Raw genomic sequence first — 23,338 nt, 5'->3', positions numbered from 1 at the left:
CTAATAAAATGTATGAAGGGTTGGACAAGGATAGACCATCTTTTAGATAACACGGGAGACTATTTTATAGACAGTTTAAATCGATTAGAACGAATACCGAAATAGTAGGCGATACCTAAAGACACGATCGAAAGCCAAAAGGTGAAATAGCCAATTTCCGGTGTGTATTGATCTAGCATTTGATATCGGGGCATCATGAAAAAAACATAATCGATTATAACATCATGCAGTGTCCAAATTGCTGCAACAACCAGATGCCATGGTTTAATTCTGTAAAAAGGCGCATAAAGTACACCTTCCACAGCCATTGAAAAATGTGAGATAATTAACATATAACCAGCCCAGTCCAATTCACCTTGAACAAAAAGAACCAGGATATTCATCACAACAGCCCAAATTCCATATTTAAAAAGAGTTACGATGGCAAGGGCTTCTATTAAAGGCCAATTTTTTCTAAGTAAGAAAGCGATAAGGACAAATACAAAAAATAAACTTGCTGTCGGGCTATCTGGGACAAAGGCTTTAAAAATAGCAGGCGTTTCATTCAACTGCCAACCATACCAATAATAACCATAGATTGTTCCAACAATATTTACAAAAAGCAAAATCTTTAAAATAGATCTGTTAGCTAAGAGAGGATAAATCCAGCTCACTGTTACTCCTCTTTTCATCATGAATTCTAATAAAAAAGCTGACGAAATACCGTCAGCTTTTTATCATTCAATTATTTTTTACCAAGACCGGCGATAAATTCAGTAAGATTTTTAAGCTGAGTATCATTGCCTTTAAAGATACCTGAAGGCATTTTGCCTCTACCGTTTTTCGCGATTTTAGCAATTTCATCAGCCTTTAAACCTGTACCAATAAGTGAAGGCGCACCGGCACCGCCTTGAAGGTTTTCACCATGACAGTTAATACAGCCTTGGCTCTTAAATACTACATAGCCCGCATTTGATTTATCAATATTAACCTTTGCTACAATTTTACCTTGGCGTTCTGCAGCTGCCCAGTCATGTGTTGCAACAGATTGCCAAGTTAAAAATACAGTAGCAGCTAATGCTAAAAGCATCACTGAAGTGGCTATAGGGCGTTTTAATGGACGACGTTCCGGCCCTTGATCAAGGAACGGTGCTAATAATAGTCCTCCGAATGTAAGTCCTGGAATAATTAATGCACCAATTACCGTATATGGTCCGGAAGCATATGAATACTTAAGCAATTGATACAAGAACAAGAAATACCAGTCCGGTAATGGAATATAACCTGTATCTGTCGGGTCCGCTATCCTTTCAAGCGGAGCCGGATGTGCAATAGTTAAACAAAGAAACCCGACAAGAAATACTGCCCCTACCATCCATTCTTTTAAAAGGAAGTTTGGCCAGAACGCCTCTGTTTTACCGGGATATTCTGAGTAATCTTTCGGAATCATTTTTTTCCGTGCTTCAGGTGCTAACACACGTGAGTCACCTACGAACTTCATTCCTTTACCTTTATGCATCGAGCAATCCCCTCCTTTTTCCGTAAAGTGAAGAAAAGATCATTTTAAAATTTCAGGAATAACCAATATTATAGCGGTCCGGAAATACCTTGCTTCCGAATCATCAAGAAATGGGCTCCCATTAAACCAAGCAATACACCTGGCAAGAAGAAAACGTGTATCGCAAAGAAACGGGTTAATGTTTGCGCACCGACGATGTGCTCATGCCCGGCTAATAATACCTTAATGTAGGAACCAATAAATGGTGTCGCTTCTGCAATTTGCAAACCTACCTTTGTAGCGAATAGCGCTTTCATATCCCAAGGTAATAAGTACCCAGTAAAACCTAAGCCAAGCATAACGAAGAAAATAAGTACTCCGACAACCCAGTTTAGTTCACGGGGCTTTTTATAGGCACCTTGGAAAAAGACGCGTAACGTATGTAAGAACATCATTACAAGTACCAAACTTGCACCCCAGTGATGCATGCCGCGTACGATTTGTCCGAATGCTACTTCATTTTGAAGATAGTATACGGATTCCCAAGCGTTTTTAATATCCGGTACATAGTACATTGTTAAGAACATGCCGGAAAGAATTTGAATTACAGTTACAAAGAACGTCAGACCGCCAAAGCAATAAACAAACGCGGAAAAATGATGCGCCGGGTTTACATGCTCAGGAACTTCATGGTCTGCAATATCGCGCCACAAAGGCGTAATATCTAAACGTTCATCTACCCAATCGTAAATTTTGTTTAACAATGATTACACCTCCGTCCTTGGTTGAGCTTTTCCTAGGTAAAGATAACCGTCTTTTTCCTGAACCGGATATGTATCCAGCGGTTGCGGTGGTGGTGTACCCGGAATGTTTTTTCCATTTTTTTCATAGCGGCCGAAATGACATGGACAGAAGAATTGGTTTGGATGTGCTTTGTCCGTATTCCAGTTAACCGTACAGCCCAAATGTTTACAAATTGGTGAAAGTGCAACAATTTTGCCGCCTTCCTTATACACCCATGCTGTATTCGTAACATCGGACTCATACCAAGCATCCTTTTGCTTAAAGGTAAAATCCACCCTCACCGGTTGGTCTGTTAAATCAGCAACCTTCTGTTTTGTTGGTATGAAATTTCCGCCTGCTTCCTTCTTTAAAACAGGATCAACAGCGAAGCGAACCATCGGCATTAACATTCCAGCTGCCATGAATCCGCCTACACCTGTTAAAGTGTAGCTTAAAAATTGACGTCTTGAAACGCGATTCTTACTCATGCTTATCCCCCCTCTATTTACGAAGTTAAGTCCATCGGACAATTATTAAACACATATAAAACTAGGACATAATCATGATATATCAATCTTCAACCAAGGTCAATATCATACTATTTTAAAAACATGTTATCCTCCTAAGAATTCCTCATTTTCATGCCACTTGCGAGTAAAGAGTTCTAATAGCTGTTTTACCTGGCTATCGATGATGGACATCTTTTGAGATTCCTTCATATTTTCTAACGGTATCGAAGGTATCCAAATTAACGAACCTGCAAGCTTGTCCTCATGTATTTTCCAATCACTTTCACAGGTTATGTAAAATATGTGTTTAAACTCACTTCTTTCTATATTTTCTTCCCATTTCTTTAAATCATTTATTACTATCTCACTTTTTTCATTTTTTAAATATGTATATGGAGGAATTAATAATAATCTTCCCGTAAACTGTCTTTCAAGATGATGCGTTAATAGGGTGATAAATTCAGCCATTGCAGCGGATTGTTTCATTTCATCACCGAATGATACCGAATATAATGGTACAACTGCAGTATCAACATACTCTTTCGCATTAAGATATGTCTCAATTTCTTGGGGAATCCATTTCAATTTTCACACCAGCCTTTTATTTCACTAGTTCAATAATATCATTATCTCCTGGAACATTAAAAGATATAGTAGAATATTTGGATAAATTCTTTTTTATAATTTTCGGTTTTATAGCAAAAAAAATGGGAGCTTGCAATCACAAGCTTCCACTTTGTTCAGTAATTTTTAGCTTATTTAATTGTTCGGTTAAACTCCGAAACGCTTCCCGATCTTGCTTATCAAGGGCCTCATCGATTAAATGGAGCAGTTTTTCACGGTGAAAGCGTTCTATACTGCTTTGTAATAATTGCTCTGCAATCATTCCGTCCTTCTCATTCACTTGCAGATGGTTAGGGACAAATGGGTTTTCTTCAAGCACGGCTGCATATTGATGTGCCTGATTAGATGCATGAAAGTTTAATTGAATAAAAATATCTTCATCACGATTTAAGCGGATATCGTGAAAAGATTTTTCAGCATCAGTTGTCATCACATTTTCTTTGTAAAAGCGAAATGGTACTTTATCCACACAATGGGTGGACATGATTAATCCTCTTGGACAATACTGTGCTTGTTCTACAAAATGAACCTTTTCCATTAATTGATCGTGGCTCATTAAATAATTGAGGATCCAAACACATTCTCTTCTCTTTAATTGATAATGATTTAAAAACCAGCGAATAAAATCCTTTTTCTCGTTGACAGAAACAGGGGTTGCCATAATAGTTTCCCTCCTCTGTATATCGGCTTTTTATTAATCTCCCGTACTTGATAAACGTTCGAGTAAATCTAAATACTCTTCATTTGTTGGATCATTTTTTTGCAGCTGTTTAAAAATTTCGGCGGCTTGGTCGTTTTTTCCTTCTTCTATTAAAAAATATCCGTAATCAAGCATAAATGCTTCATTATTCTTAAAAAAAGTATATGCAGCTTCATATTTGTCTAATGCATATGAATATTCCTCAAGCTTATTAAAAGCTAATGCAGAGTCCCATAAAAGCTGCGGCTCTTCATCTTCTATGAATTCAAGGTTTGATATCAAGTCAATGACATCATCATATCTTTCTTGGTGAAAAAAGACCTTATTTAAAGTAAGGGCAGCTTCGGTAAACCCCGGATCTAATGCAATGGCCTCCCGGAAAAACTTTTCGGCCTCTTCTGCTTTCCCAAGCTTAATGGCAATTTTTCCGCCATAGAAAAATAATTCCTTATTAAATTCATCCTGTCTAATGCCCTCTTGAATGGAAAGCAAACTATTCTCTAGCTCCTCCTCCGCTTCATATGCTTTTGCAAGATGTAAATAAAGTGAGTGATATTCAGGATCAAGCCCTTTTAGTTCATTGAATTTTTCAATCGCAGTGCGATTAAACCCGGCTTGAAGTGCTGTAAAAGCGTAACCGAAAAGAGTATTAATCTCTAACTTTTCATCGAGTGCCTTGTCATAGTAGCTCAATGCTTCTTCAAAGACCCCTGAAGCACTTAATAGGTCGGCCACTCTTTGGTAGATATTCACTCCGGCAATTTCACTGTGTTCCTTTAACACCACTTCATATGCATTCATTGCCTTCGTTATCTCACCTTGTTCACTGTAAAGCTCTCCTAATGCAAAATCAATAATGACTTCTTCCGGTAAAACTTCCTTTGCTTTAAGAAGCTTTCTTTCACAAACTTCATAAAGGCCCTGGATTTGGTATAAATCAGCAAGCAGCATTAAGGATTGTCCAAAATTCGGATCCTCTTCTGAGATCTTTTCCAATATGAGAATGGCTTTTTCCTCTTCACCTAGTTCAACTAGGATTTCTCCCAGAAGGACAAGAATTTCTCCCTCTTCAGGGTATTTTTCAAGCAGGTTTTCAACTAAAGCCCTTGCTTCCTCTATAAATCCAAAATGGTATAATTCTTCTCCGAGGAGAAATTTTTCATCAGGACTGCCGCCTTTTAATACAACATTATATTCAATTAAGGCCTCATTATGTTGACCGTTTTCTAACAAGTTGATAATTTTATTTACTCTATCCATTGACTCTATCCTCTCATTCCCCTAGACATCATAAAGAAAAATAAGATGGGGTACGCACCTTAACATATTCTCCATTTCCAGGTTTAAATAAAACCTCTTTACCTGCACGAATTACCTTTCCTTTATGGACAGTTACTGCAAGTCTATCACTATGATAATGAAATAAGCTGATTTCATCAACATTCTTGATTTCTCTTCCTTTTAAATATAGATTATAGCTTAATTCTGCACCGTGCATTAAACTGGCTTTTTGCGGGTATAGACCAATTTTATTTAGAATGGATAATGACAAGGGCTGATTTTCTTCAATTTCCTCGTAGACGGCAGATATTTTTTCATTGACCATTGTCTCTTTCCATTTCGACAAAAGCCATCTCTCTTCCTTCTTTTGCGGAGAAGAAATAATTGGAATTAGAGGGCTGTTATACGGAAATAAAGCTTCTTTTATCCATCCCCATGGAATTTGCTCCAACGCACCAGCATTATTAAATTCCACGAATATGGCTGGAACCTTTTCCTTTTTACACATTCTAATAAATGTTTGGCTAATAAGGCGCATAGGTATTTTTACACCAATGGAAAAATCAATTGGGCTGCTGATTAATGAAGTTTTAACATCGTTTATTTTTTTCATTAATTCATTCTCGTAGGAAATAGACGCATAGGTCAATAAGGTGGTACAGCCATTCATTAAAAATTGATTAATCATAAATTCCTTTAATTCTTGGAATGTACCTGTAAGTGGGATATTTGTGTTCAAAAGACAATAGGTCGGAGTCATGATAAAGGCTTCAGCATTCATTTTCATTAATTTGTACTGTTTAAAACCGGTTTGCAGCGATGTAATTCTGTTTTCTTGAATCAACAGCGAGCTTTTCTTTAATTGGCTGTCTTTAAGAATATTGGCATTTTCAATAATATACTCCATTGACACACCACCTTTTTCTCTATCTTAATGACAAGCTATGTAAGGAATCTTAAAACTATGACATTCTCGTTGGACAAAAAAGAAAAAGCTGCATTAAATGCAGCTTCTACTGAATCAGGTTATTTAAATGCGAGAAGAAGTTCGGATACGAAACCGAAATGGCCTCGGGATTTTCGAGAAGAACTTCACCATCACATAATAGGGAAGCGATTGCCAACATCATCCCAATCCGATGGTCTCCATGGCTAGAAACGGTGCCTCCGCGAAGATTAGACTTTCCGTAGATAATCATTCCATCATCGGTAGCTTCGATATTAGCTCCCAATGTTTTTAATTCATTCACGACGGTATCTATACGATTTGTTTCTTTTACCTTTAATTCTTCTGCATCTTTTATGACTGTTTTCCCTTCAGCTTGGGTAGCCAGTAGAGCAATAATAGGTATTTCATCTATTAATTTTGGGATTAAATCCCCTTCAATAACTGTCCCTTGAAGACTGGAAGTATTAATAACTATGTCACCGGTGGGTTCAAATGAACAATCATCATGCTGAATAATTTCCATAGCAGCACCCATACTTTTCATCACATCAATAATTCCGGTTCTGGTTGGATTTAATCCAACATTTTTGAGAATGATTTCACTATCTGGGACAATGGCACCTGCAACAAGGAAAAAGGCAGCTGATGAAATATCACCAGGAACATGAATGCTTGCCGCTTTTAGCTTTTGGCCGCCTTTTACCTTTATAATCAGTTGATCTTTTTGAATTAACCCGCCAAATTTACGAATCATTCTTTCGGTATGGTCTCTTGTTTCTGCCGGTTCAACAACGGTTGTTTCACCATCAGCTTGAAGCCCGGCTAAAAGAATGGCTGATTTAACCTGTGCGCTCGCTACCGGAAGTTGATAATGTAGAGGTGTTAAACCTCCACCTCGAATGGCAATCGGAGTATAGGCACCGTTCTCACGTCCATCAATCTGTGCTCCCATTTCTGATAATGGTACCGTAACCCTGGTCATCGGCCTTTTTCCAATTGAACTATCACCTATCAGGGAGGAGAAGAAAGGTCTTCCGGCCAAAATTCCCAATAATAATCGAATCGTTGTTCCGGAGTTACCGACATCCAATACTTCATGCGGTTCTTTTAATCCTTCGAAGCCTTTCCCGACAATGCGCAGCCCGTTTTCACTTTCATCTATTGTTACTCCTAGCTTCCGAAAACACGAAATTGTACTTAAACAATCATCACCCGGCAGGAAATTAGTCACCCTTGTTTCCCCATATGCTATTGAACCGAACATGACAGATCGATGGGAAATAGATTTATCCCCTGGTATTTCAATTACACCTGATAGACCTTTTACTTTTTTCTGTAGTTTTAATGACTTCATGAAATCACCTTTTTATCAAGTATCTTTTTAAGATCCGATAGAAGTAACATAGCTGGAATAAGAACGAATACATCGTTCCGCTCTCAACCGATCTTCTTCCGTTTGAAAACTAATAACAAGAACCCCATTAATGTCTTCTCTTGTTTCAAGAATCCGAATGTTTGTAATGCTAATGGTTTCCTTTGCTAAATAACCCGTTATTTCAGAAATAACTCCAGGATAGTCAGGTACATCCACATATAAATCATAAAATGCAGGTATTGCCCCTTTTTCTCTTACCGGCAAACCATCACGAAATTGCTTCGCTTGCTGAAAATAATCGAATATTGCACTACTGTCTTCTTTTTCTAATAAATCTTTTACCCAAAACATTTCTTCCTGCCATTCATTCAGAAGCTCAATTAAGATTTCCTTATTGTGTAACAAAATGTCCTTCCACATTTCAGGGCTGCTCGATGCAATCCTGGTTATATCCCGAAACCCGCCGGCTGCAAGCCGTGGGATAAGCGTTTGCTCTTGTGCCAATTTTTCCGTTTGCCGGACAATTGATGCGGCAATAATATGAGGAAAATGACTAACAATACCGGTGAGATAATCATGGTTTTTGGGTGATATTGTTAAAAACTTTGCTTTTGTCCCATTTAACCAATGGATTAAGTCATCCACCCTTGATTTTTCGACATATTCTTCAGGAGTTAAAAGATAAAAAGCATTTTCAAATAAAATTTCTTTTGCAGCAGAAACACCGCTTTTATGCGAACCCGCCATTGGATGGCCGCCGATAAAGGTGAACCCTTTCTGCTTTAGGCTGATTGAATTAGCTACAATTTTACTTTTGGTGCTTCCTGTATCTGTGATTATAACCTGTGGATTTAATGGCAGCTCAGAAAGCAGTTGAATGATTGTCTCTGTTTCTTTTACAGGAGCTGCAATAATGATTAAATCGGCATTTATGGCACCATCATGGATGGTTTCAGAAATTATATCAATGACCCCCAGCATTTTTGCCAGACGGGCTTGTTCACTATTAATATCATATCCGACGATGGTTGCTTCATTATGCTCCTTTTTAATACATAAAGCCAAAGAACCGCCAATTAATCCTAAACCAATGACAAAAACACGGCCTTTCAATGAAACTCCCCCTATTTTCCAAAGAGCTGAACTATTTAGATATTTTGAAGAAATTCACTCAATACCTTAAGCACACCTTCATTTTGTTCTTCTGAGCCCACTGTAATCCTAACAGAAGTAGGAAAACCCAAGGCTTTTCCGGAGCGTACGATATACCCTTTTTCAAGTAAATATTGAAATACCGTATCTCCGTCTACTTTGAAATCAATTAAAATAAAATTCGTTTGTGTAGGATAAAACTCAAGTTGGTGTTTCTTGCAAAACTGATAAAACAGTTCAAGACCTTTTCGATTTTTCTCTTTACAAATTTCGACGAACTCTGAATCTTCGATTGCTGTAATAGCCGCTGCCTGACCAATAGAGTTGACATTAAATGGCTCTCTAGCAGGTTCAAGTGCTTTAATTATTTCAGGATTTGCGACCCCATACCCTATTCTTAAAGCTGCAAGACCATATATTTTGGAAAAGGTTCTCAATACAATTAAATTTGGATATCTCCGGGTCAAGCTAATCGAATTATAGTAATCTTCTGCCACCACATATTCAAAGTAAGCTTCATCAAGAACAACAAGAATATGCGGAGGGACTTTTTCCAGAAACGAAAGTAATGCATCTTCAGGAATATATGTACCGGTAGGATTATTCGGACTACAGAGCCAAATAACATTTGTCTTCTCATCAATAGCTTTGAGCATCCCATCTAAATCATGATTACCGCTATTAAGGGGAATTTCTTTAATAATCGCCCCTTCGATTACCGCATTATGTTTGTATTGTGAAAAAGTTGGGGTCGCCATTACCGTTCCGGCATCCGGATGAAGAAGTGCTCTGGAAATAATTTGAATGAGATTATCGGATCCATTCCCAAATATAAGCTCTTCAGGCTCCACTTGCAAAAATGCCGCCAAAGAGTCCCTTAAATTAGTTGCGTACCCATCGGGATAAATGGGCATACCTTCCAGATTAAGTTGAAGGGCTGAAAGTACCTTACCGGAACATCCAAAGGGATTTTCATTTGAAGCAAGTTTAACAATTTTATCAAGATTATATTGTTTTTTGACTGACTCAATAGATTTTCCTGGTTGATATGGAGTCAATGTTAATAACTGTTCTTTCCACCTCATGTTTAACACCCCATTGCAAAAAAATTATTGTTTTTTAAATAATTCTTCCGTTTTCTTATATGACCTTTTCGTTTTCCAAATCAGGTCTTAGCACTTTTGCGCCTCTTAAATACACATGAATTATTTCTTTCTGAGATTGTACTGTATTTAGATGCATCATAATTCTAATGCACATATTTAAGGAATTAGGAACCTGCATTTCCCGCATACACATGACAGGAACATATGTCCAGCCTTCAAATTTACGCAATACCTTTGCAGGAAATGCGGCACTAATATCTTCAGTAGTTGAAATAAAAACAGATGCAACTGAATCCGGCAAAATATGATTTTCTACAATCAATTTCGCTACAAGTTCTTCAGTGGCTGATAAAATTTCTTCCTCAGAATTCTCACCGACAGTGGTTGCTCCCCTTACCCCTCTGATCATAAAAAACACCCCCGTTATTAAAAACTTTTTAGTTGATCTAATAATACTACGTCGGAAACCTCTTGAAGCGTTGGTTGCCCCAATTGTTCAAGTAAGACAAAACGAATAGCTTCACCGACAGACTTTTTATCCTGCCTCATTTTACATATAAGCGATTCAAACGAGAGATTGGGAGGAATTCTAGTTTCATAGCCGAGTTTAGTCACCCAATTTTTAAATTCATTTACATTAAAGAGTAGTCCTTGCAGTTCTTTACTTAAATTTAACGCAAAAATCATTCCGATTAGAACCGATTCTCCATGAGTAAAATTGCCATATCCCATTTCCGATTCAACAGCATGTCCGAGTGTGTGTCCGAAATTCAAATATGCCCGGACACCGGTTTCTTTTTCATCCTTAGAAACAAATTCTCTTTTAATCTTAATGCCTTTTGATAATGAATAAGTTAGCTGCTCCATTGTTAATGCATTTAGGTCAAACACATTATTTTGTAGCCAGCCAAAAAAGTAAGGATCATAAATAAGTCCATGCTTAATAACCTCAGCAAACCCTGAGCGTATTTCTTGTATTGGAAGAGTTTTTAATAGATCTATATCGTAAAAAACTGCTTCCGGCTGATGGAATGCACCAATCATATTTTTTCCTAAAGGGTGATTTATGGCCACCTTCCCTCCAACAGCACTATCATGGGAAAGAATCGTCGTTGGAATTTGGATAAAAGGAATACCTCTCATGAAAGTGGCAGCAACAAATCCTGCTAAATCACCCACAGCACCGCCGCCAAACGAAAGAATAACCGATTTCCGGTCAAGACGGTTCTCCAGGGCAGTTGATAAAGCATCATAATAAACCTCAAAGGTTTTTGCTTTTTCTCCCCCCGGAGCCGTATAAACAAGCGGTTTATAATCAGGTAAACAGGATAATAAGGTGTCAAGATGAATTTTAGCAACTGTTTCATCTGTTATAATTAATATTTTTGTTAGGTCCTGAAAATGATTAGCTAAAAATGATTGAATTGTTCTTAGTACACCTTCACCCAAAAATACATCATAATTTTTGGACTCCGTATGAATATGGATCGTTTCCATTAAAATTCCCTCGCAAATTCCCGTTGCCTATTAATTTCCTCTAGGAAGGTTTCAAATCGATCACTGTAAAATTGTTCAACTAGAGCAACCGCTAATTCCCATGCAACAATATTTTCTGCCACTACCGCCGCCGCTGGGACCGCACAGCTATCGGAACGCTCAATGCTTGCTGCAAATGGTTCTTTTGTTTCTATATCGACGCTCATTAATGGTTTATACAAGGTTGGAATTGGCTTCATTACGCCGCGTACAACAATCGGCATGCCAGTTGTCATTCCCCCCTCAAAACCTCCAAGACGATTTGTTTTACGGTAGTATCCTTTTTCTTTTTCCCAGGCGATTTCATCATGGACTTCGCTCCCAGGTTTTCTGGCTGCTTCAAAGCCAATTCCAAATTCTACTCCCTTAAAGGCATTGATACTAACAATAGCTGCAGCTAATTTAGCGTCCAATTTGCGATCATAATGAACATAACTTCCTACCCCTGAAGGCATTCCAGTAGCGATAACTTCTACAACGCCTCCAATGGAGTCACCATTTTGCTTCGCTTCATCGATAGCATTCATCATTGCTTGTTCAATAGTTGGATCTGCTACACGAACAGGCGATGCTTCGGTTCGTTCCTTCAACGTTTCTATCGATAAAGTACTATCGACATTTGCCTTTATACCGCCTATTTCAACGACATGCGAAACAAGATTTACACCGACTAATGATAAAAGCTTTTTAGCGACTGCACCGGCAGCTACTCTTACAGTTGTTTCACGTGCAGAAGAGCGCTCAAGAACATTTCTCATATCACGGTGCCCATATTTAATGGCACCATTTAAATCCGCATGACCTGGTCGTGCACGTGTTATCTTCCGTTTAATCTCATCTTCCTGTCCTTCTATTAAGGCTTCTGCTCCCATAATAGTTGTCCAATGCTTCCAGTCATTGTTTTTCACCACCAAGGCGATTGGAGACCCCAGCGTTTGTCCATGCCGGACTCCGGAAACAATTTCAACAGTATCCTTTTCAATTTGCATCCTTCGACCGCGGCCATGTCCTTTTTGCCGCCTTGAAAGCTCCTCATTTATATCTTCAGATAATAATGGCATGCCCGCAGGTAAACCTTCCAAGATTGTAGTTAATTGTGGTCCATGTGATTCTCCTGCTGTTAAGTACCTCATCCCCATTGCTCTTTCCCCCTTCAACTCATTAAAGGATTTCTTTTCAATATAACATATACAGCCTAATAAACCTAGTAATAACTATTCGGAAAATAGTGAAAATTTTTGTTAGCGCATACAAAAAACACCCGTATAAAACTATACGAGTGCTTCCGTAATTTAAATTAATAAATCCATTCGTTTACAAGCTTTGAATACTCAACCAATTCATCTTGTTTAAAGAATAAACCGATTTCACGCTCAGCACTTGCAGGTGAATCAGATCCGTGAATAACATTTTTACCGACTGTTATTCCGAAATCACCGCGAATGGTTCCGGGTGCTGCATCCTTAGGATTAGTCGAACCCATCATTTGTCTTGCAGTTGCAATGACATTTTCGCCCTGCCAAACCATCGCAAAAACCGGTCCGGAGGTAATAAAATCAACCAACTCACCAAAGAAAGGACGTTCTTTGTGCTCACCGTAATGCTCTTCAGCAAGTTCTTTTGGGATACTCATCAATTTTGCCCCAACTAAATGAAAGCCTTTTTTTTCAAATCGTGCAACGATTTCTCCAATTAGATTCCGTTGTACTCCGTCAGGTTTCACCATTAAATATGTTTTTTCCATGAATTTCACTCCTAAATCATTATGTATATGATTGCCACTTTCGACAATCCATGAAAATGTTATCATTTTTTTGAATATTTCGCAAGCTGTTCAAGCGAAATGGAAGCTAAAATTTCCTTCGTCCGATGAACTTGGCAATATCGCGAAGCGTTTTTTTAGCTTTATTTGCGGGAAGTTCTTCAAGTATTTCTAACGCTTTTTTTAGATAAAGATCACTCAATGCTATCGACTTTTCAATTGCTCCTGACTGTTTTATGAGTGAAATGATTTTTTCAATTTGTTGATGCTCGATATATTCGTTAACTTTTTCGATTTCATGGCGTATTTCCGCATTTTCCATTGCGAAAAGAGCAGGGGCAGTAATATTTCCTTGCAGCAGGTCACTGCCGGCAGGTTTTCCAAGCTCTTCCTCTGTTGCAGTAAAGTCCAAAATATCATCCGTAATTTGGAACGACATACCAACATAATAGCCAAATTGGAAAAGTTTTTTATGAATAGATTCTTCAACATCTGCGGCAATCGCACCTAATTGACAGCTTGCAGCTATTAACAGGGCAGTTTTTCTTTTAATTCTACGAAGATAATCACGGAAGTTTTGATCAAATCGGTACTTATCTTTAATTTGCTGAATCTCCCCAACAGTTACTTCTACCATCGTTTTGGCTAAAATTTTATGTGCAGCAGGTTTGTGAATGTTGGTCATTAATTCAAGAGAAAGTGCAAAAATAAAGTCCCCTGTATACATAGCAATCCGATTATCCCATTTTGCTTTCACCGTAGGCTGTCCTCTTCGCAGATCTGCATCGTCGATTACATCGTCATGGACCAGTGATGCCATATGGATTAATTCCAAGGCAACGGCAACATTTTTAATTACATCAATATCATAATGACCAAATTTACCTGCAAGCAATACAAAAATAGGACGAATTCTTTTTCCTCCTGCTTGCAAAGTATGTAAAGAAGCTTGTTGTAAAAGAAGAGACTCTGCCTGAATGGTCTCCTCCAGCTTTTTTTCTATTATGTTTATATCCGAATTCAAAAATGAATACATCATTTTTAATTTCATTTGTATTCACCCAGCTTTTCATCCTGTCTACAGTAATTCAATTATTTCTTCGTCCCAATATGAACGGCAGCTGCACCACCGCTATACGGTTTATATTTAACATCTTTAAAGCCTGCATTTTCAAACATGCGTGCTAATTCTTTCATTCCGGGGAAATCACGTGCTGATTCATGAAGCCAAGAATATTCTTTAAAGCTCTTAGCCAATAATTTACCAAACATTGGCATAATAAAGCGAAAATAAAAATAATACAACTGTTTGTAACCAATTAAAGTAGGCTGCGAAGTTTCAAGACAGACTACAATACCACCGGGCTTTACTACCCGATACATTTCTTTTAATACCTGTAAGTAGTCAGGTACATTTCTTAAACCAAAACCAATTGTTACATAATCAAAACTATTGTCTGAAAAAGGAAGCTCCATAGCGTTTCCATGGATTAAATTTACCTGATTTAATCCAAGACCCTTAACCTTTTCAATACCAACATTGAGCATATTCTGGCTAAAGTCCAAACCCGTAACTTGACCGGTAGGACCAACGGCTTCAGCTAATGCAATCGTCCAGTCAGCTGTTCCGCAACAAACATCAAGAGCTTTTGAACCAGGTTGTACATTCATTCTCTTCATCGTGTCCTGACGCCATTTGATGTGTTGTTGGAAACTGATAACAGAGTTCATTTTATCGTAGTTATCGGATATTTTTTCAAACACATGATGAACTCGCTGTTCTTTCGATTGCTGCATATCTTTACCCTTCTTCCACAAAAGTTTTCACAATTGGCTGATGTTGAGTTAAAATCAAAGAAATTCTTTTTTCGAGAAGTTCATTTAAATAGGGAAGCTGATTAATCCCTTTTTCTATGATTTGCTTTGAGAATTCAATATAGCGATCGCAAATCATTAGTAAATGTTTTTGCTGTTCATTTGATAAGTCATTTAATTTATATTCATTTTTAGAAAATATAATTTTTTTTAACGCCTCGAATAAGACTGAACTTCCGGCTTGGATAAATTGACTTTTTTCATTAAGCAATCGTTTGACAAATAAAAGATTAGCAATAAAATCATTCCATAGGTCTACTTTAAAATACTCCGACAGTTTTAACAATAATGAGCTTTCAATCACTTTAATACTTGTCATCAGCTTTTCAGTTCCGTCACATCCGTGTTGATAAACAAGTATTTTATGCTCATTTATTTCTTTTATGCCTTCAGAGAGTGCCTTAATCATTAAGATATCTTCGGAATCAGCAAGCAGTTTATAATATAAACCACTAAAATAATCTCCTGACAAGACAGTTAATTGACGTTTTTTTTCATCATCAGTTGAATTCGTGACATGTTCGTGGGTATCAAGGGCAATTTGAATCAGCATTGTTGATAAGGTGTAATTCTCCATCTCACTGTAAGACAATTCGAGCCGATCCATTATCGAAATGAGGATAAGAATCTTATCTTCATCAATAAGCGGCGTCTGAATATATTTGAGCAAGTATGGATCAAATACCCGTCGTTCGACCTGCCCTTTAATTTCTGTAAATTTATCCCGAATGTCTTGCAAACTAATCACCCTTGCTTCCCCTTAAGTTTATGCCTATATGATATAGTATCTTTTATATTTCTTTATGTATTTCTTATTTCCTAACATTTGTGTAAAAATCGTTTAAAATTAAAATGATAATTTAAATAATTCCTGTCTATTTTTTCACACAATGCAGTCACAATTATATCATAAAAGCGTTTTTTTGGGCAGAATTTCACAAAATTATTACTTTTCCTTTGTTAGGAAATAAGAATGTATATATCTTCAGTTGGTGATTCTTAAAGATGCCGTCATTATTTTTTCATTTCACTTTCAATTTCACCCAGACCGGTTAGAACTTTTGCATTTCCCCTGATTTTAATAGCGGAGGTATGTTCGGTAAATTGGGCAATTAAGATTTCGCCTTTATCAAGTTTTTCGGAATGGTGAAATCTTGTATCAGTTCCCCTGGTTAGCCCAATGACACTTACACCATCGTCATTTGCTTTAATGACTATATAATCACTGTTTTGTGTTTGCCGCTTTTCCATTCTATCACCTCAAAATCTAAAAAATTCAACAAGACTTATAACTAATTCTTTATTAAAGAAAGAATTTCAGAGCGGGCAGTGACATCATCGGCCAATGTTCCGCGAACAGCAGTTGTTACCGTTTTCGAGCCGGGTTTTTTTACACCGCGCATCGTCATACACATATGTTCAGCTTCAACAACTACCATTACTCCATGCGGTTCCAGTTTTTCCATCATGCTTTCAGCAATCGTGGATGTAATTCTTTCTTGGAGCTGAGGTCTTTTTGCTACAGCCTCTACAGCCCTGGCTAATTTACTTAACCCGGTGACTCGTCCATTTTTCGGTATATAGGCGACATGCGCTTTCCCAAAAAACGGCACTAGATGATGTTCACACATGGAATAAAACGGAATATCCTTCACTAAAACCAATTCTTCATGATCTTCACTAAAAATTGTCTCAAAATGATGTTTCGGATCCTCGTTTAAACCGCTAAAAACTTCTTCGTACATTTTTGCCACACGTTTAGGTGTATCCAACAGACCTTCACGGTTAGGGTCTTCTCCAATTGCTTCTAAAATTAAACGTACCGCCTCTTCGATTTGGGCACGGTTCACTTCTGACATGATGATTCCTCCTAATATGTATCAGTCAAGTATATATGACAAATACATATTAGCACAACCATTTCGTAACAAGCAAAAATCAAATACCAAATGGGAAATAGTGTCCAGAAATCTGAATTAGGGTTGGTACATCGAGTATTTGATTGCAATTTACTTCATCTTAAAAAATAGAAAAAGGCCATGGTTTTTTCCATGGCCTTTTGCCTAAGCGTCCGCTTAAAGCAATAAATTTATGTAATTATTTTACTGCGTCTTTAAGCGCTTTACCCGGTTTGAAAGCAGGAACCTTGCTTGCACCGATTTCGATTTCCTCACCTGTTTGAGGGTTGCGGCCTTTACGGGCTGCACGTTCGCGTACTTCAAAGTTTCCAAAACCGATTAATTGAACTTTATCACCATTTTTTAAAGCATCTAAAATCGCATCAAAAACAGCATCAACCGCTTTTGTAGCGTCCTTTTTTGAAAGCTCGCTAGCTTCAGCTACTGCATTAATAAGTTCTGTCTTGTTCATGCTATTCACCTCCTCCCAAAAAAAAATCACAAGATTCGTAAATAAGAATACTTATCTACATTTCTAAACAATTTTTCTAATTTCTATACGTCAAAGTGCGGTTTTATTGGTTTTTTTCCCAAATCAACCTTAATTGATACCTTAAGGGACATCAATCTATTTTTTTGTGAAAACCCTATAATATAAAGGTTTTAAGCACGATAACGTAATTCTGTTAAAAGATTATCATAATCATATCAGCTTATCAAGAATATTTCATGAAATAATGGGAATCTTTTCTTTCATTCGACAAAATTCTATTATTTTCTTCCCGTTTTCGTAGAAATTTATCACAAAACAAAAAAAGACTCCTTAAGGGAGCCTTTACACTTTAAAGGATTATGGCAATTAAGCCGCCGGATCCTTCGTTTATGATTCTCTCTAGTGTTTCTTTTAATTTATATCTGGCATTCTCCGGCATTAAGGAAAGCTTAGCTTGAATCCCTTCACGAACAATGGAACTTAAAGACCGTCCGAATATATCAGAATTCCATATCGATAGCGGATCATCTTCGAAGTCCTGCATTAAGTAGCGGACAAGCTCTTCGCTTTGTTTTTCGGTTCCGATAATTGGTGCAAATTCGGATTCGACATCAACCTTAATCATATGAATCGATGGTGCAACAGCTCTTAATCTAACACCAAATCGAGCGCCCTGACGGATAATTTCAGGTTCTTCAAGACTCATATCTGCGAGTGAAGGGGAAGCTATACCGTAACCGGTTTGTTTAACCATTTTTAAAGCGTCTGAAATATGGTCATACTCTGCTTTTGCATGGGCAAAATCCTGCATTAGCTCAAGGAGATGGTCTTTCCCCCTGATTTCCACACCCACAATTTCTTTTAAAATATCATCATATAATTCATCAGGAGCAAATAAATCAATTTCAGCTACACCCTGCCCCATTTCAATCCCAGCTAAACCGGCTCGTTCAATGAATTCAAAATCGCTAAATTGTTGAACTACTCTGTCAACATCTCGTAATCTCTTGATATCTTTAACTGTATCTTTAACAGCTTCTTGATAGCTTTCGCGAAGCCAATGATTTTCTCTTAACACCATTACCCAGCTAGGGAGATTGACATTGACTTCAAGAACAGGAAATTCATAAAGTGCCTCACGGAGGACATTAAGAACATCGCTATCCCTCATGCTTTCTACACTCATGGCGATGACCGGGATGTCATATTTTTCTGCTAAGCTGGACCGAAGTGTTTCCGTGCTTGGATGATAAGGCTGGGCACTGTTAACAACCATTATGAATGGTTTACCAACCTCTTTCAGCTCATCTATCACTCTTTCTTCAGCCTCAATATAGTTGCTTCTTGGAATTTCACCAATTGTACCATCTGTGGTAACGACAACACCGATTGTGGAATGCTCTTGAATAACCTTTCGTGTTCCAATTTCGGCAGCTTCATGAAATGGAATCGGCTCCTCATACCATGGAGTGTTAATCATTCTAGGTCCATTTTCGTCCTCATAGCCTTTCGCTCCGGGGACTGTGTATCCTACACAATCGACTAATCGAATATTCACATTTAGACCATCATCGACATGGACGGTTGCAGCCTGGTTGGGAACAAATTTTGGTTCAGTTGTCATAATCGTTTTTCCTGCCGCACTTTGAGGCAGCTCATCCTGAGCACGGCTTCTTTCTGCCTCATTGTTTATATTGGGTAATACAACAAGCTCCATAAATTTTTTAATAAAAGTTGATTTACCAGTTCTCACTGCTCCTACTACTCCTAAATAAATATCACCGCCAGTTCTTTCGGCAATATCTTTAAAAATATCAACCTTTTCCAAGTGATCCCCTCCCGATCATTGAGTAAAGTGGGATAATAACATCCAGCCAGGTATTTTTGGACAGTATATGTTTATGACGTTGTCCTATATTGTTATGACACTTTTTTTAAATTTTTTACCCCCTTATTAAAAATTCACTGAATATGCTAGTATCTATCGTGTCTGTACATTTTGATCGTATGAGGGTTTCTGTTAAGGAACAGACGGAGATGAAAAAATCCTTAGTTGTTCTTATAGGGATAGTTGCTACCTGCCTATAAGCCAAAAAAACCCTTCTCCTACATTTATATTTCGCAGGAAAAGGGTTAGAACAAAACAATATCTATCTTATAAGCTTATTGTTTTTTTTCTAAAAAAACAGGCTCTTTTGTTTTTGGATCAATAGTGTAAGGTAAGGAATACGCAGGAACAAACATAGAATCATTCACTAGAATAGAACGAATATCCTCTCCAGGTTTCACTTGAATATTTGACTTCTTTAATGACTGATATAAATCAGAGCGGTAATCCACATATACCACTGCGCTGCCGGTAATTACAAAAGGCAGATTTTGATTTGTATATGGACTAACGGCATAAGGCGGCTGTGTATAACCTAATTGTTTATAATCTAGGGTATAAACATTATCAGCGATTTCCTTTTTATACGGAGGATACCCTTTCGTTTTTATTCTTAAATTAATATCCCGAATGGTGTCAGCAATCGTTAAATCAAAAAGTTTAACTGTTGGGTTGGATTCAACATCGACAAGAACATATTGAAAAGTCCCCCCATTTTCAAATGCATTTCCAGGTGGTTCAGCGAGGTACTTGGGAGTAATTTTTTTAAAATCAATCGGATATTTTTGGTAAATTGGTGTATCAGCTTCTTTTGTCTTAATTGGCAGAATTCCACCATTGTCTTTCTTAAAGGAATCCACCGCTGCTTGAACTGACTGGATTTGGTCTTTATAAGGTATTTGATTCTTTGCTAATTCTTCATTCGGATACATGCAACCCGATAACAGAATAGCTGTTAGAACAAGAAAACAACCGAGCATCTTCCACTTCATATAATCACCTTTAATTTTATGTATTTGCAAATATTTAAGTAAATAGAACAATAAATAAAGTTATTCCGGAAATGATCATAAATAAATAGGCAATTATGGCAGTTATAACTTTGAGAATGCCATTCATTTTAAAACGGCTAAAATAAATTGTTAAAATTGCAAGAAACATCATGCCCATTCCGGCAATTGATATCCACATCTTTAGCATAGCTGGTGACAAACATAATTCCTCCTTTTTTACCGAAAGTAATTATATCATAGTGCAAAAAAATTACATACAAAAAGACTGAAGTAAAGAGGGGCGATTTCTTTACTTCAGCCGATTGAGACTAAACAACCCATTCTCCAGCTTCATACTACCAACATGCTTCGTTGCATTGTATGCAAACCGGCGGGAAAGCGTATCATCGAACGCCTATTTTTTCGTTAAAAAAGCACATTTTTAAGCTTCTACATTTCTTTCATCTAAAATATTGGTTAAATCTTCCATTTCATCCGTCTTTCCGCGTGCCATTAAAACATCAACAGCATCTTTTGCACTCTTCCCATTAAATAAAACATCATAAAGTTCAGAGGTGATTGGCATTTTGACATCATACTTTTTAGCAAGCTGATATGCAGCTTTCGTGGTTCGAACACCTTCCACTACCATTCCCATATTCTCTAAAACTTCCTCAAGTGTTTTCCCTTTACCAAGAAGATTCCCGGCTCTCCAGTTCCTGGAATGAACGCTTGTACAAGTTACGATAAGATCACCAATTCCCGTTAAACCCGAAAAAGTTAAAGGGTTAGCTCCCATTTTCGTTCCTAAACGGGAAATTTCCGCTAAACCCCTTGTCATTAATGCGGCTTTGGCATTATCACCATACCCTAGTCCATTTGTAATTCCTGCTGCAAGGGCAATAATATTTTTTAATGCTCCGCCAATTTCTACTCCAATAACATCAGGGTTCGTATAGACACGGAAATTTTGATTGATGAATAAATCCTGGACTTTACTGGCAGCTGACATGTTTTCTGAAGAAACAGTTACAGTGGTTGGCTGCCGCAAGCTTACTTCCTCCGCATGGCTTGGTCCGGACAGAACAACAACACTTTCTAAAAGCTGTTCCGGGAGTTCTTCCTTTATCATTTCTGTAATCCGCAACAAAGTATCCGGTTCAATCCCTTTACTAACATGTGCGATTGTAAACGGCGATTTTTGAATAGCGCGGATTTTCCCCAGTACTTCACGTATGGCCTTCGTTGGAACTGCCAAAATGACCGTTTTTATTCCGGTTAGTGTATCGCTTAACGAAGCGTACCCAACAATTAATTCAGGTAAAACAATTTCAGGCAAATATTTTTTATTTGTATGATATTGATTAATTTCTTTTACCTGTTCTTCATTATGGCTCCATAGGCGGACCTCATGACTATTGTCGGCCAAAACAAGCGCTAGAGCTGTTCCCCAGCTCCCTGCACCTAAAACGGCTATCGTTTCTTTCTGTAGTTGCATTACTCATTACCACCTTACTTATTTTCTTTCTCTAGCGAATATTTTGATCGGTGTGCCCTCAAACCCAAAAGAGTCTCTAATCCGATTCTCTAAGAAGCGCTCATATGAGAAATGCAGTAATTCCGGTTCATTTACAAAAACAACAAAAGTCGGTGGTTTGATAGCAACTTGGGTTGCATAATAAATTTTTAAGCGTCTTCCTTTGTCCGTCGGTGTCGGATTCATTGCTACCGCATCCATTATTATATCATTTAAAACACTTGTTTCTACACGCATTGCATGATTTTCACTTGCTACATTTATCATTGGTAAAAGGGTGTGGATGCGTTTCTTAGTTTTTGCTGATAAAAATACAATCGGTGCATAACTAAGAAATAAGAAATGTTCTCTAATCTTTTGTTCCAGTTCATTCATTGTCTTTTCATCTTTTTCGATCGCATCCCACTTATTTACAACAATAACAACTGCCCTTCCAGCTTCATGGGCATACCCGGCAATTTTCTTGTCCTGTTCGATAATTCCTTCTTCTGCATTTATTACTACAAGAACGACATCAGAACGTTCTATTGCCCTTAATGCTCGAAGCACACTATATTTTTCTGTACTTTCATACACTTTTCCCTTTTTCCTCATTCCAGCTGTATCAATGATGACATATTTCTGGCCGTTATACGTATAAGGGGAATCCACAGCATCACGGGTTGTCCCGGCTATATTACTGACAATAACTCGGTCTTCGCCCAGGATAGCATTCACTAACGAGGATTTGCCAACATTCGGTCGACCAATCAAGGAGAACTTAATCACATCTTCCTCGTAATCCTGCTGCTTATTTTTCGGAAAATACTTTGCTGCTTCGTCTAATAAATCTCCCAGACCGAGTCCATGTGAACCTGACACAGGGATGGGCTCACCAAATCCCAGGGAGTAAAAATCATAAATTTGTTCTCGCATCTCGGGATTATCGATTTTATTTACACCCAAAACGATTGGTTTTTTGGATTTATACAAAATTTTTGCCACTTCTTCATCCGCGGCAGTTACCCCTTCTCTACCGTTTGTCAAAAAAATAATGACATCTGCTTCATCAATTGCTACTTCCGCCTGCTGACGAATTTGCTCTAAAAAGGGCTCATCTCCGATATCAATACCACCTGTATCGATAACATTAAAATCATGTGTTAACCATTCTCCCGAACTATAAATGCGATCACGTGTTACTCCGGGAATATCCTCAACGATGGAAATTCTTTCGCCGACAATCCTATTAAAAATAGTCGACTTTCCGACATTGGGCCGTCCTACAATGGCAATAACGGGTTTTACCAATATAATCGCCATCCTTTCTTTCATATATTGAACAATCTTCTTGTTATCTTTTATCCTTATAGCAAAACTCAGTTATAAAAATCAAATGAAAAATGCCAATGATAAAGAACC

At 37.7% G+C, this 23,338-nt stretch carries 26 protein-coding genes; all 26 read right to left on the bottom strand.

Annotation, left to right across the window (positions count from 1 at the left end; translation table 11 throughout):
- Nucleotides 1-59 precede the first annotated feature (59 nt).
- Nucleotides 60-653: a lipoprotein heptaprenylglyceryl N-acetyltransferase LhaT gene (gene lhaT / locus J2S10_RS03245; protein WP_307404303.1), complete on the bottom strand. Its 594-nt coding sequence runs from the start codon at nt 651-653 to the stop codon at nt 60-62.
- Nucleotides 654-724: 71 nt separating this feature from the next.
- Complete coding sequence (locus J2S10_RS03240; protein ID WP_307404301.1) at nt 725-1,498, bottom strand: menaquinol-cytochrome c reductase cytochrome b/c subunit; 774 nt, start codon at nt 1,496-1,498, stop codon at nt 725-727.
- A gap of 68 nt (nt 1,499-1,566) precedes the next feature.
- A complete protein-coding gene (gene qcrB / locus J2S10_RS03235; protein ID WP_307404299.1) occupies nt 1,567-2,241 on the bottom strand; it encodes a menaquinol-cytochrome c reductase cytochrome b subunit in 675 nt (224 codons plus the stop codon).
- A gap of 3 nt (nt 2,242-2,244) precedes the next feature.
- Nucleotides 2,245-2,748: a QcrA and Rieske domain-containing protein gene (locus J2S10_RS03230; protein ID WP_307404297.1), complete on the bottom strand. Its 504-nt coding sequence runs from the start codon at nt 2,746-2,748 to the stop codon at nt 2,245-2,247.
- Between the two features lie 126 nt (nt 2,749-2,874).
- Nucleotides 2,875-3,354 carry a YpiF family protein gene (locus J2S10_RS03225; RefSeq protein ID WP_307404295.1) on the bottom strand — a complete coding sequence of 160 codons (480 nt, stop codon included), beginning with the start codon at nt 3,352-3,354 and terminating at the stop codon, nt 2,875-2,877.
- A gap of 136 nt (nt 3,355-3,490) precedes the next feature.
- Entirely contained in the window at nt 3,491-4,054 is a 564-nt protein-coding gene (locus J2S10_RS03220) for a ReoY family proteolytic degradation factor (RefSeq protein WP_307404294.1), read from the bottom strand.
- A 33-nt stretch (nt 4,055-4,087) separates the two neighbouring features.
- Nucleotides 4,088-5,353: a tetratricopeptide repeat protein gene (locus J2S10_RS03215; protein WP_307404292.1), complete on the bottom strand. Its 1,266-nt coding sequence runs from the start codon at nt 5,351-5,353 to the stop codon at nt 4,088-4,090.
- Nucleotides 5,354-5,381: 28 nt separating this feature from the next.
- The gene (locus tag J2S10_RS03210) at nt 5,382-6,281 is read right to left on the bottom strand and encodes a hypothetical protein (RefSeq protein WP_307404290.1); all 900 of its coding nucleotides are present in this window, start codon (nt 6,279-6,281) and stop codon (nt 5,382-5,384) included.
- A gap of 106 nt (nt 6,282-6,387) precedes the next feature.
- Nucleotides 6,388-7,677 carry a 3-phosphoshikimate 1-carboxyvinyltransferase gene (gene aroA / locus J2S10_RS03205; protein ID WP_307404289.1) on the bottom strand — a complete coding sequence of 430 codons (1,290 nt, stop codon included), beginning with the start codon at nt 7,675-7,677 and terminating at the stop codon, nt 6,388-6,390.
- A gap of 27 nt (nt 7,678-7,704) precedes the next feature.
- A complete protein-coding gene (locus J2S10_RS03200; protein WP_307404287.1) occupies nt 7,705-8,811 on the bottom strand; it encodes a prephenate dehydrogenase in 1,107 nt (368 codons plus the stop codon).
- Between the two features lie 35 nt (nt 8,812-8,846).
- Nucleotides 8,847-9,935 (bottom strand): histidinol-phosphate transaminase, encoded by a 1,089-nt coding sequence (hisC, locus tag J2S10_RS03195; RefSeq protein ID WP_307404285.1) that lies wholly within the window; start codon nt 9,933-9,935, stop codon nt 8,847-8,849.
- A gap of 55 nt (nt 9,936-9,990) precedes the next feature.
- On the bottom strand, nt 9,991-10,365 hold the full coding sequence (gene aroH, locus J2S10_RS03190; protein ID WP_307404283.1) for a chorismate mutase: 375 nt from the start codon (nt 10,363-10,365) through the stop codon (nt 9,991-9,993).
- 17 nt (nt 10,366-10,382) lie between these two features.
- Nucleotides 10,383-11,453 (bottom strand): 3-dehydroquinate synthase, encoded by a 1,071-nt coding sequence (gene aroB, locus J2S10_RS03185; RefSeq protein WP_307404281.1) that lies wholly within the window; start codon nt 11,451-11,453, stop codon nt 10,383-10,385.
- Nucleotides 11,453-12,625 carry a chorismate synthase gene (aroC, locus tag J2S10_RS03180; RefSeq protein WP_307405132.1) on the bottom strand — a complete coding sequence of 391 codons (1,173 nt, stop codon included), beginning with the start codon at nt 12,623-12,625 and terminating at the stop codon, nt 11,453-11,455. Before aroC ends, aroB begins: the two co-directional genes overlap by 1 nt.
- A gap of 164 nt (nt 12,626-12,789) precedes the next feature.
- Nucleotides 12,790-13,236 (bottom strand): nucleoside-diphosphate kinase, encoded by a 447-nt coding sequence (gene ndk / locus J2S10_RS03175; protein WP_307404279.1) that lies wholly within the window; start codon nt 13,234-13,236, stop codon nt 12,790-12,792.
- Nucleotides 13,237-13,342: 106 nt separating this feature from the next.
- Nucleotides 13,343-14,305 (bottom strand): heptaprenyl diphosphate synthase component II, encoded by a 963-nt coding sequence (gene hepT, locus J2S10_RS03170; RefSeq protein ID WP_307404278.1) that lies wholly within the window; start codon nt 14,303-14,305, stop codon nt 13,343-13,345.
- A gap of 41 nt (nt 14,306-14,346) precedes the next feature.
- Entirely contained in the window at nt 14,347-15,051 is a 705-nt protein-coding gene (locus tag J2S10_RS03165) for a demethylmenaquinone methyltransferase (RefSeq protein WP_307404277.1), read from the bottom strand.
- Nucleotides 15,052-15,055: 4 nt separating this feature from the next.
- Nucleotides 15,056-15,877: a heptaprenyl diphosphate synthase component 1 gene (locus J2S10_RS03160; protein ID WP_307404275.1), complete on the bottom strand. Its 822-nt coding sequence runs from the start codon at nt 15,875-15,877 to the stop codon at nt 15,056-15,058.
- 266 nt (nt 15,878-16,143) lie between these two features.
- Nucleotides 16,144-16,380, bottom strand: coding sequence for a trp RNA-binding attenuation protein MtrB (gene mtrB / locus J2S10_RS03155; RefSeq protein ID WP_307404274.1), 237 nt, complete (start codon nt 16,378-16,380; stop codon nt 16,144-16,146).
- A gap of 41 nt (nt 16,381-16,421) precedes the next feature.
- The gene (gene folE / locus J2S10_RS03150) at nt 16,422-16,988 is read right to left on the bottom strand and encodes a GTP cyclohydrolase I FolE (RefSeq protein ID WP_307404272.1); all 567 of its coding nucleotides are present in this window, start codon (nt 16,986-16,988) and stop codon (nt 16,422-16,424) included.
- A 238-nt stretch (nt 16,989-17,226) separates the two neighbouring features.
- Entirely contained in the window at nt 17,227-17,499 is a 273-nt protein-coding gene (gene hbs, locus J2S10_RS03145; RefSeq protein WP_066060959.1) for a non-specific DNA-binding protein Hbs, read from the bottom strand.
- Between the two features lie 370 nt (nt 17,500-17,869).
- The gene (spoIVA, locus tag J2S10_RS03140) at nt 17,870-19,348 is read right to left on the bottom strand and encodes a stage IV sporulation protein A (RefSeq protein ID WP_307404270.1); all 1,479 of its coding nucleotides are present in this window, start codon (nt 19,346-19,348) and stop codon (nt 17,870-17,872) included.
- 335 nt (nt 19,349-19,683) lie between these two features.
- Nucleotides 19,684-20,400 (bottom strand): hypothetical protein, encoded by a 717-nt coding sequence (locus J2S10_RS03135; protein WP_307404268.1) that lies wholly within the window; start codon nt 20,398-20,400, stop codon nt 19,684-19,686.
- 34 nt (nt 20,401-20,434) lie between these two features.
- A complete protein-coding gene (locus J2S10_RS03130; RefSeq protein WP_307404266.1) occupies nt 20,435-20,620 on the bottom strand; it encodes a DUF2768 domain-containing protein in 186 nt (61 codons plus the stop codon).
- Between the two features lie 222 nt (nt 20,621-20,842).
- On the bottom strand, nt 20,843-21,898 hold the full coding sequence (locus J2S10_RS03125; protein ID WP_307404264.1) for an NAD(P)H-dependent glycerol-3-phosphate dehydrogenase: 1,056 nt from the start codon (nt 21,896-21,898) through the stop codon (nt 20,843-20,845).
- 18 nt (nt 21,899-21,916) lie between these two features.
- Nucleotides 21,917-23,227 (bottom strand): ribosome biogenesis GTPase Der, encoded by a 1,311-nt coding sequence (der, locus tag J2S10_RS03120; protein WP_307404262.1) that lies wholly within the window; start codon nt 23,225-23,227, stop codon nt 21,917-21,919.
- Nucleotides 23,228-23,338 lie beyond the last annotated feature (111 nt).

This window comes from Neobacillus ginsengisoli (assembly GCF_030813055.1).
The sequence above is the reverse complement of the archived record's forward strand: the minus strand, read 5'-3'. Positions and strand labels throughout refer to the sequence as shown.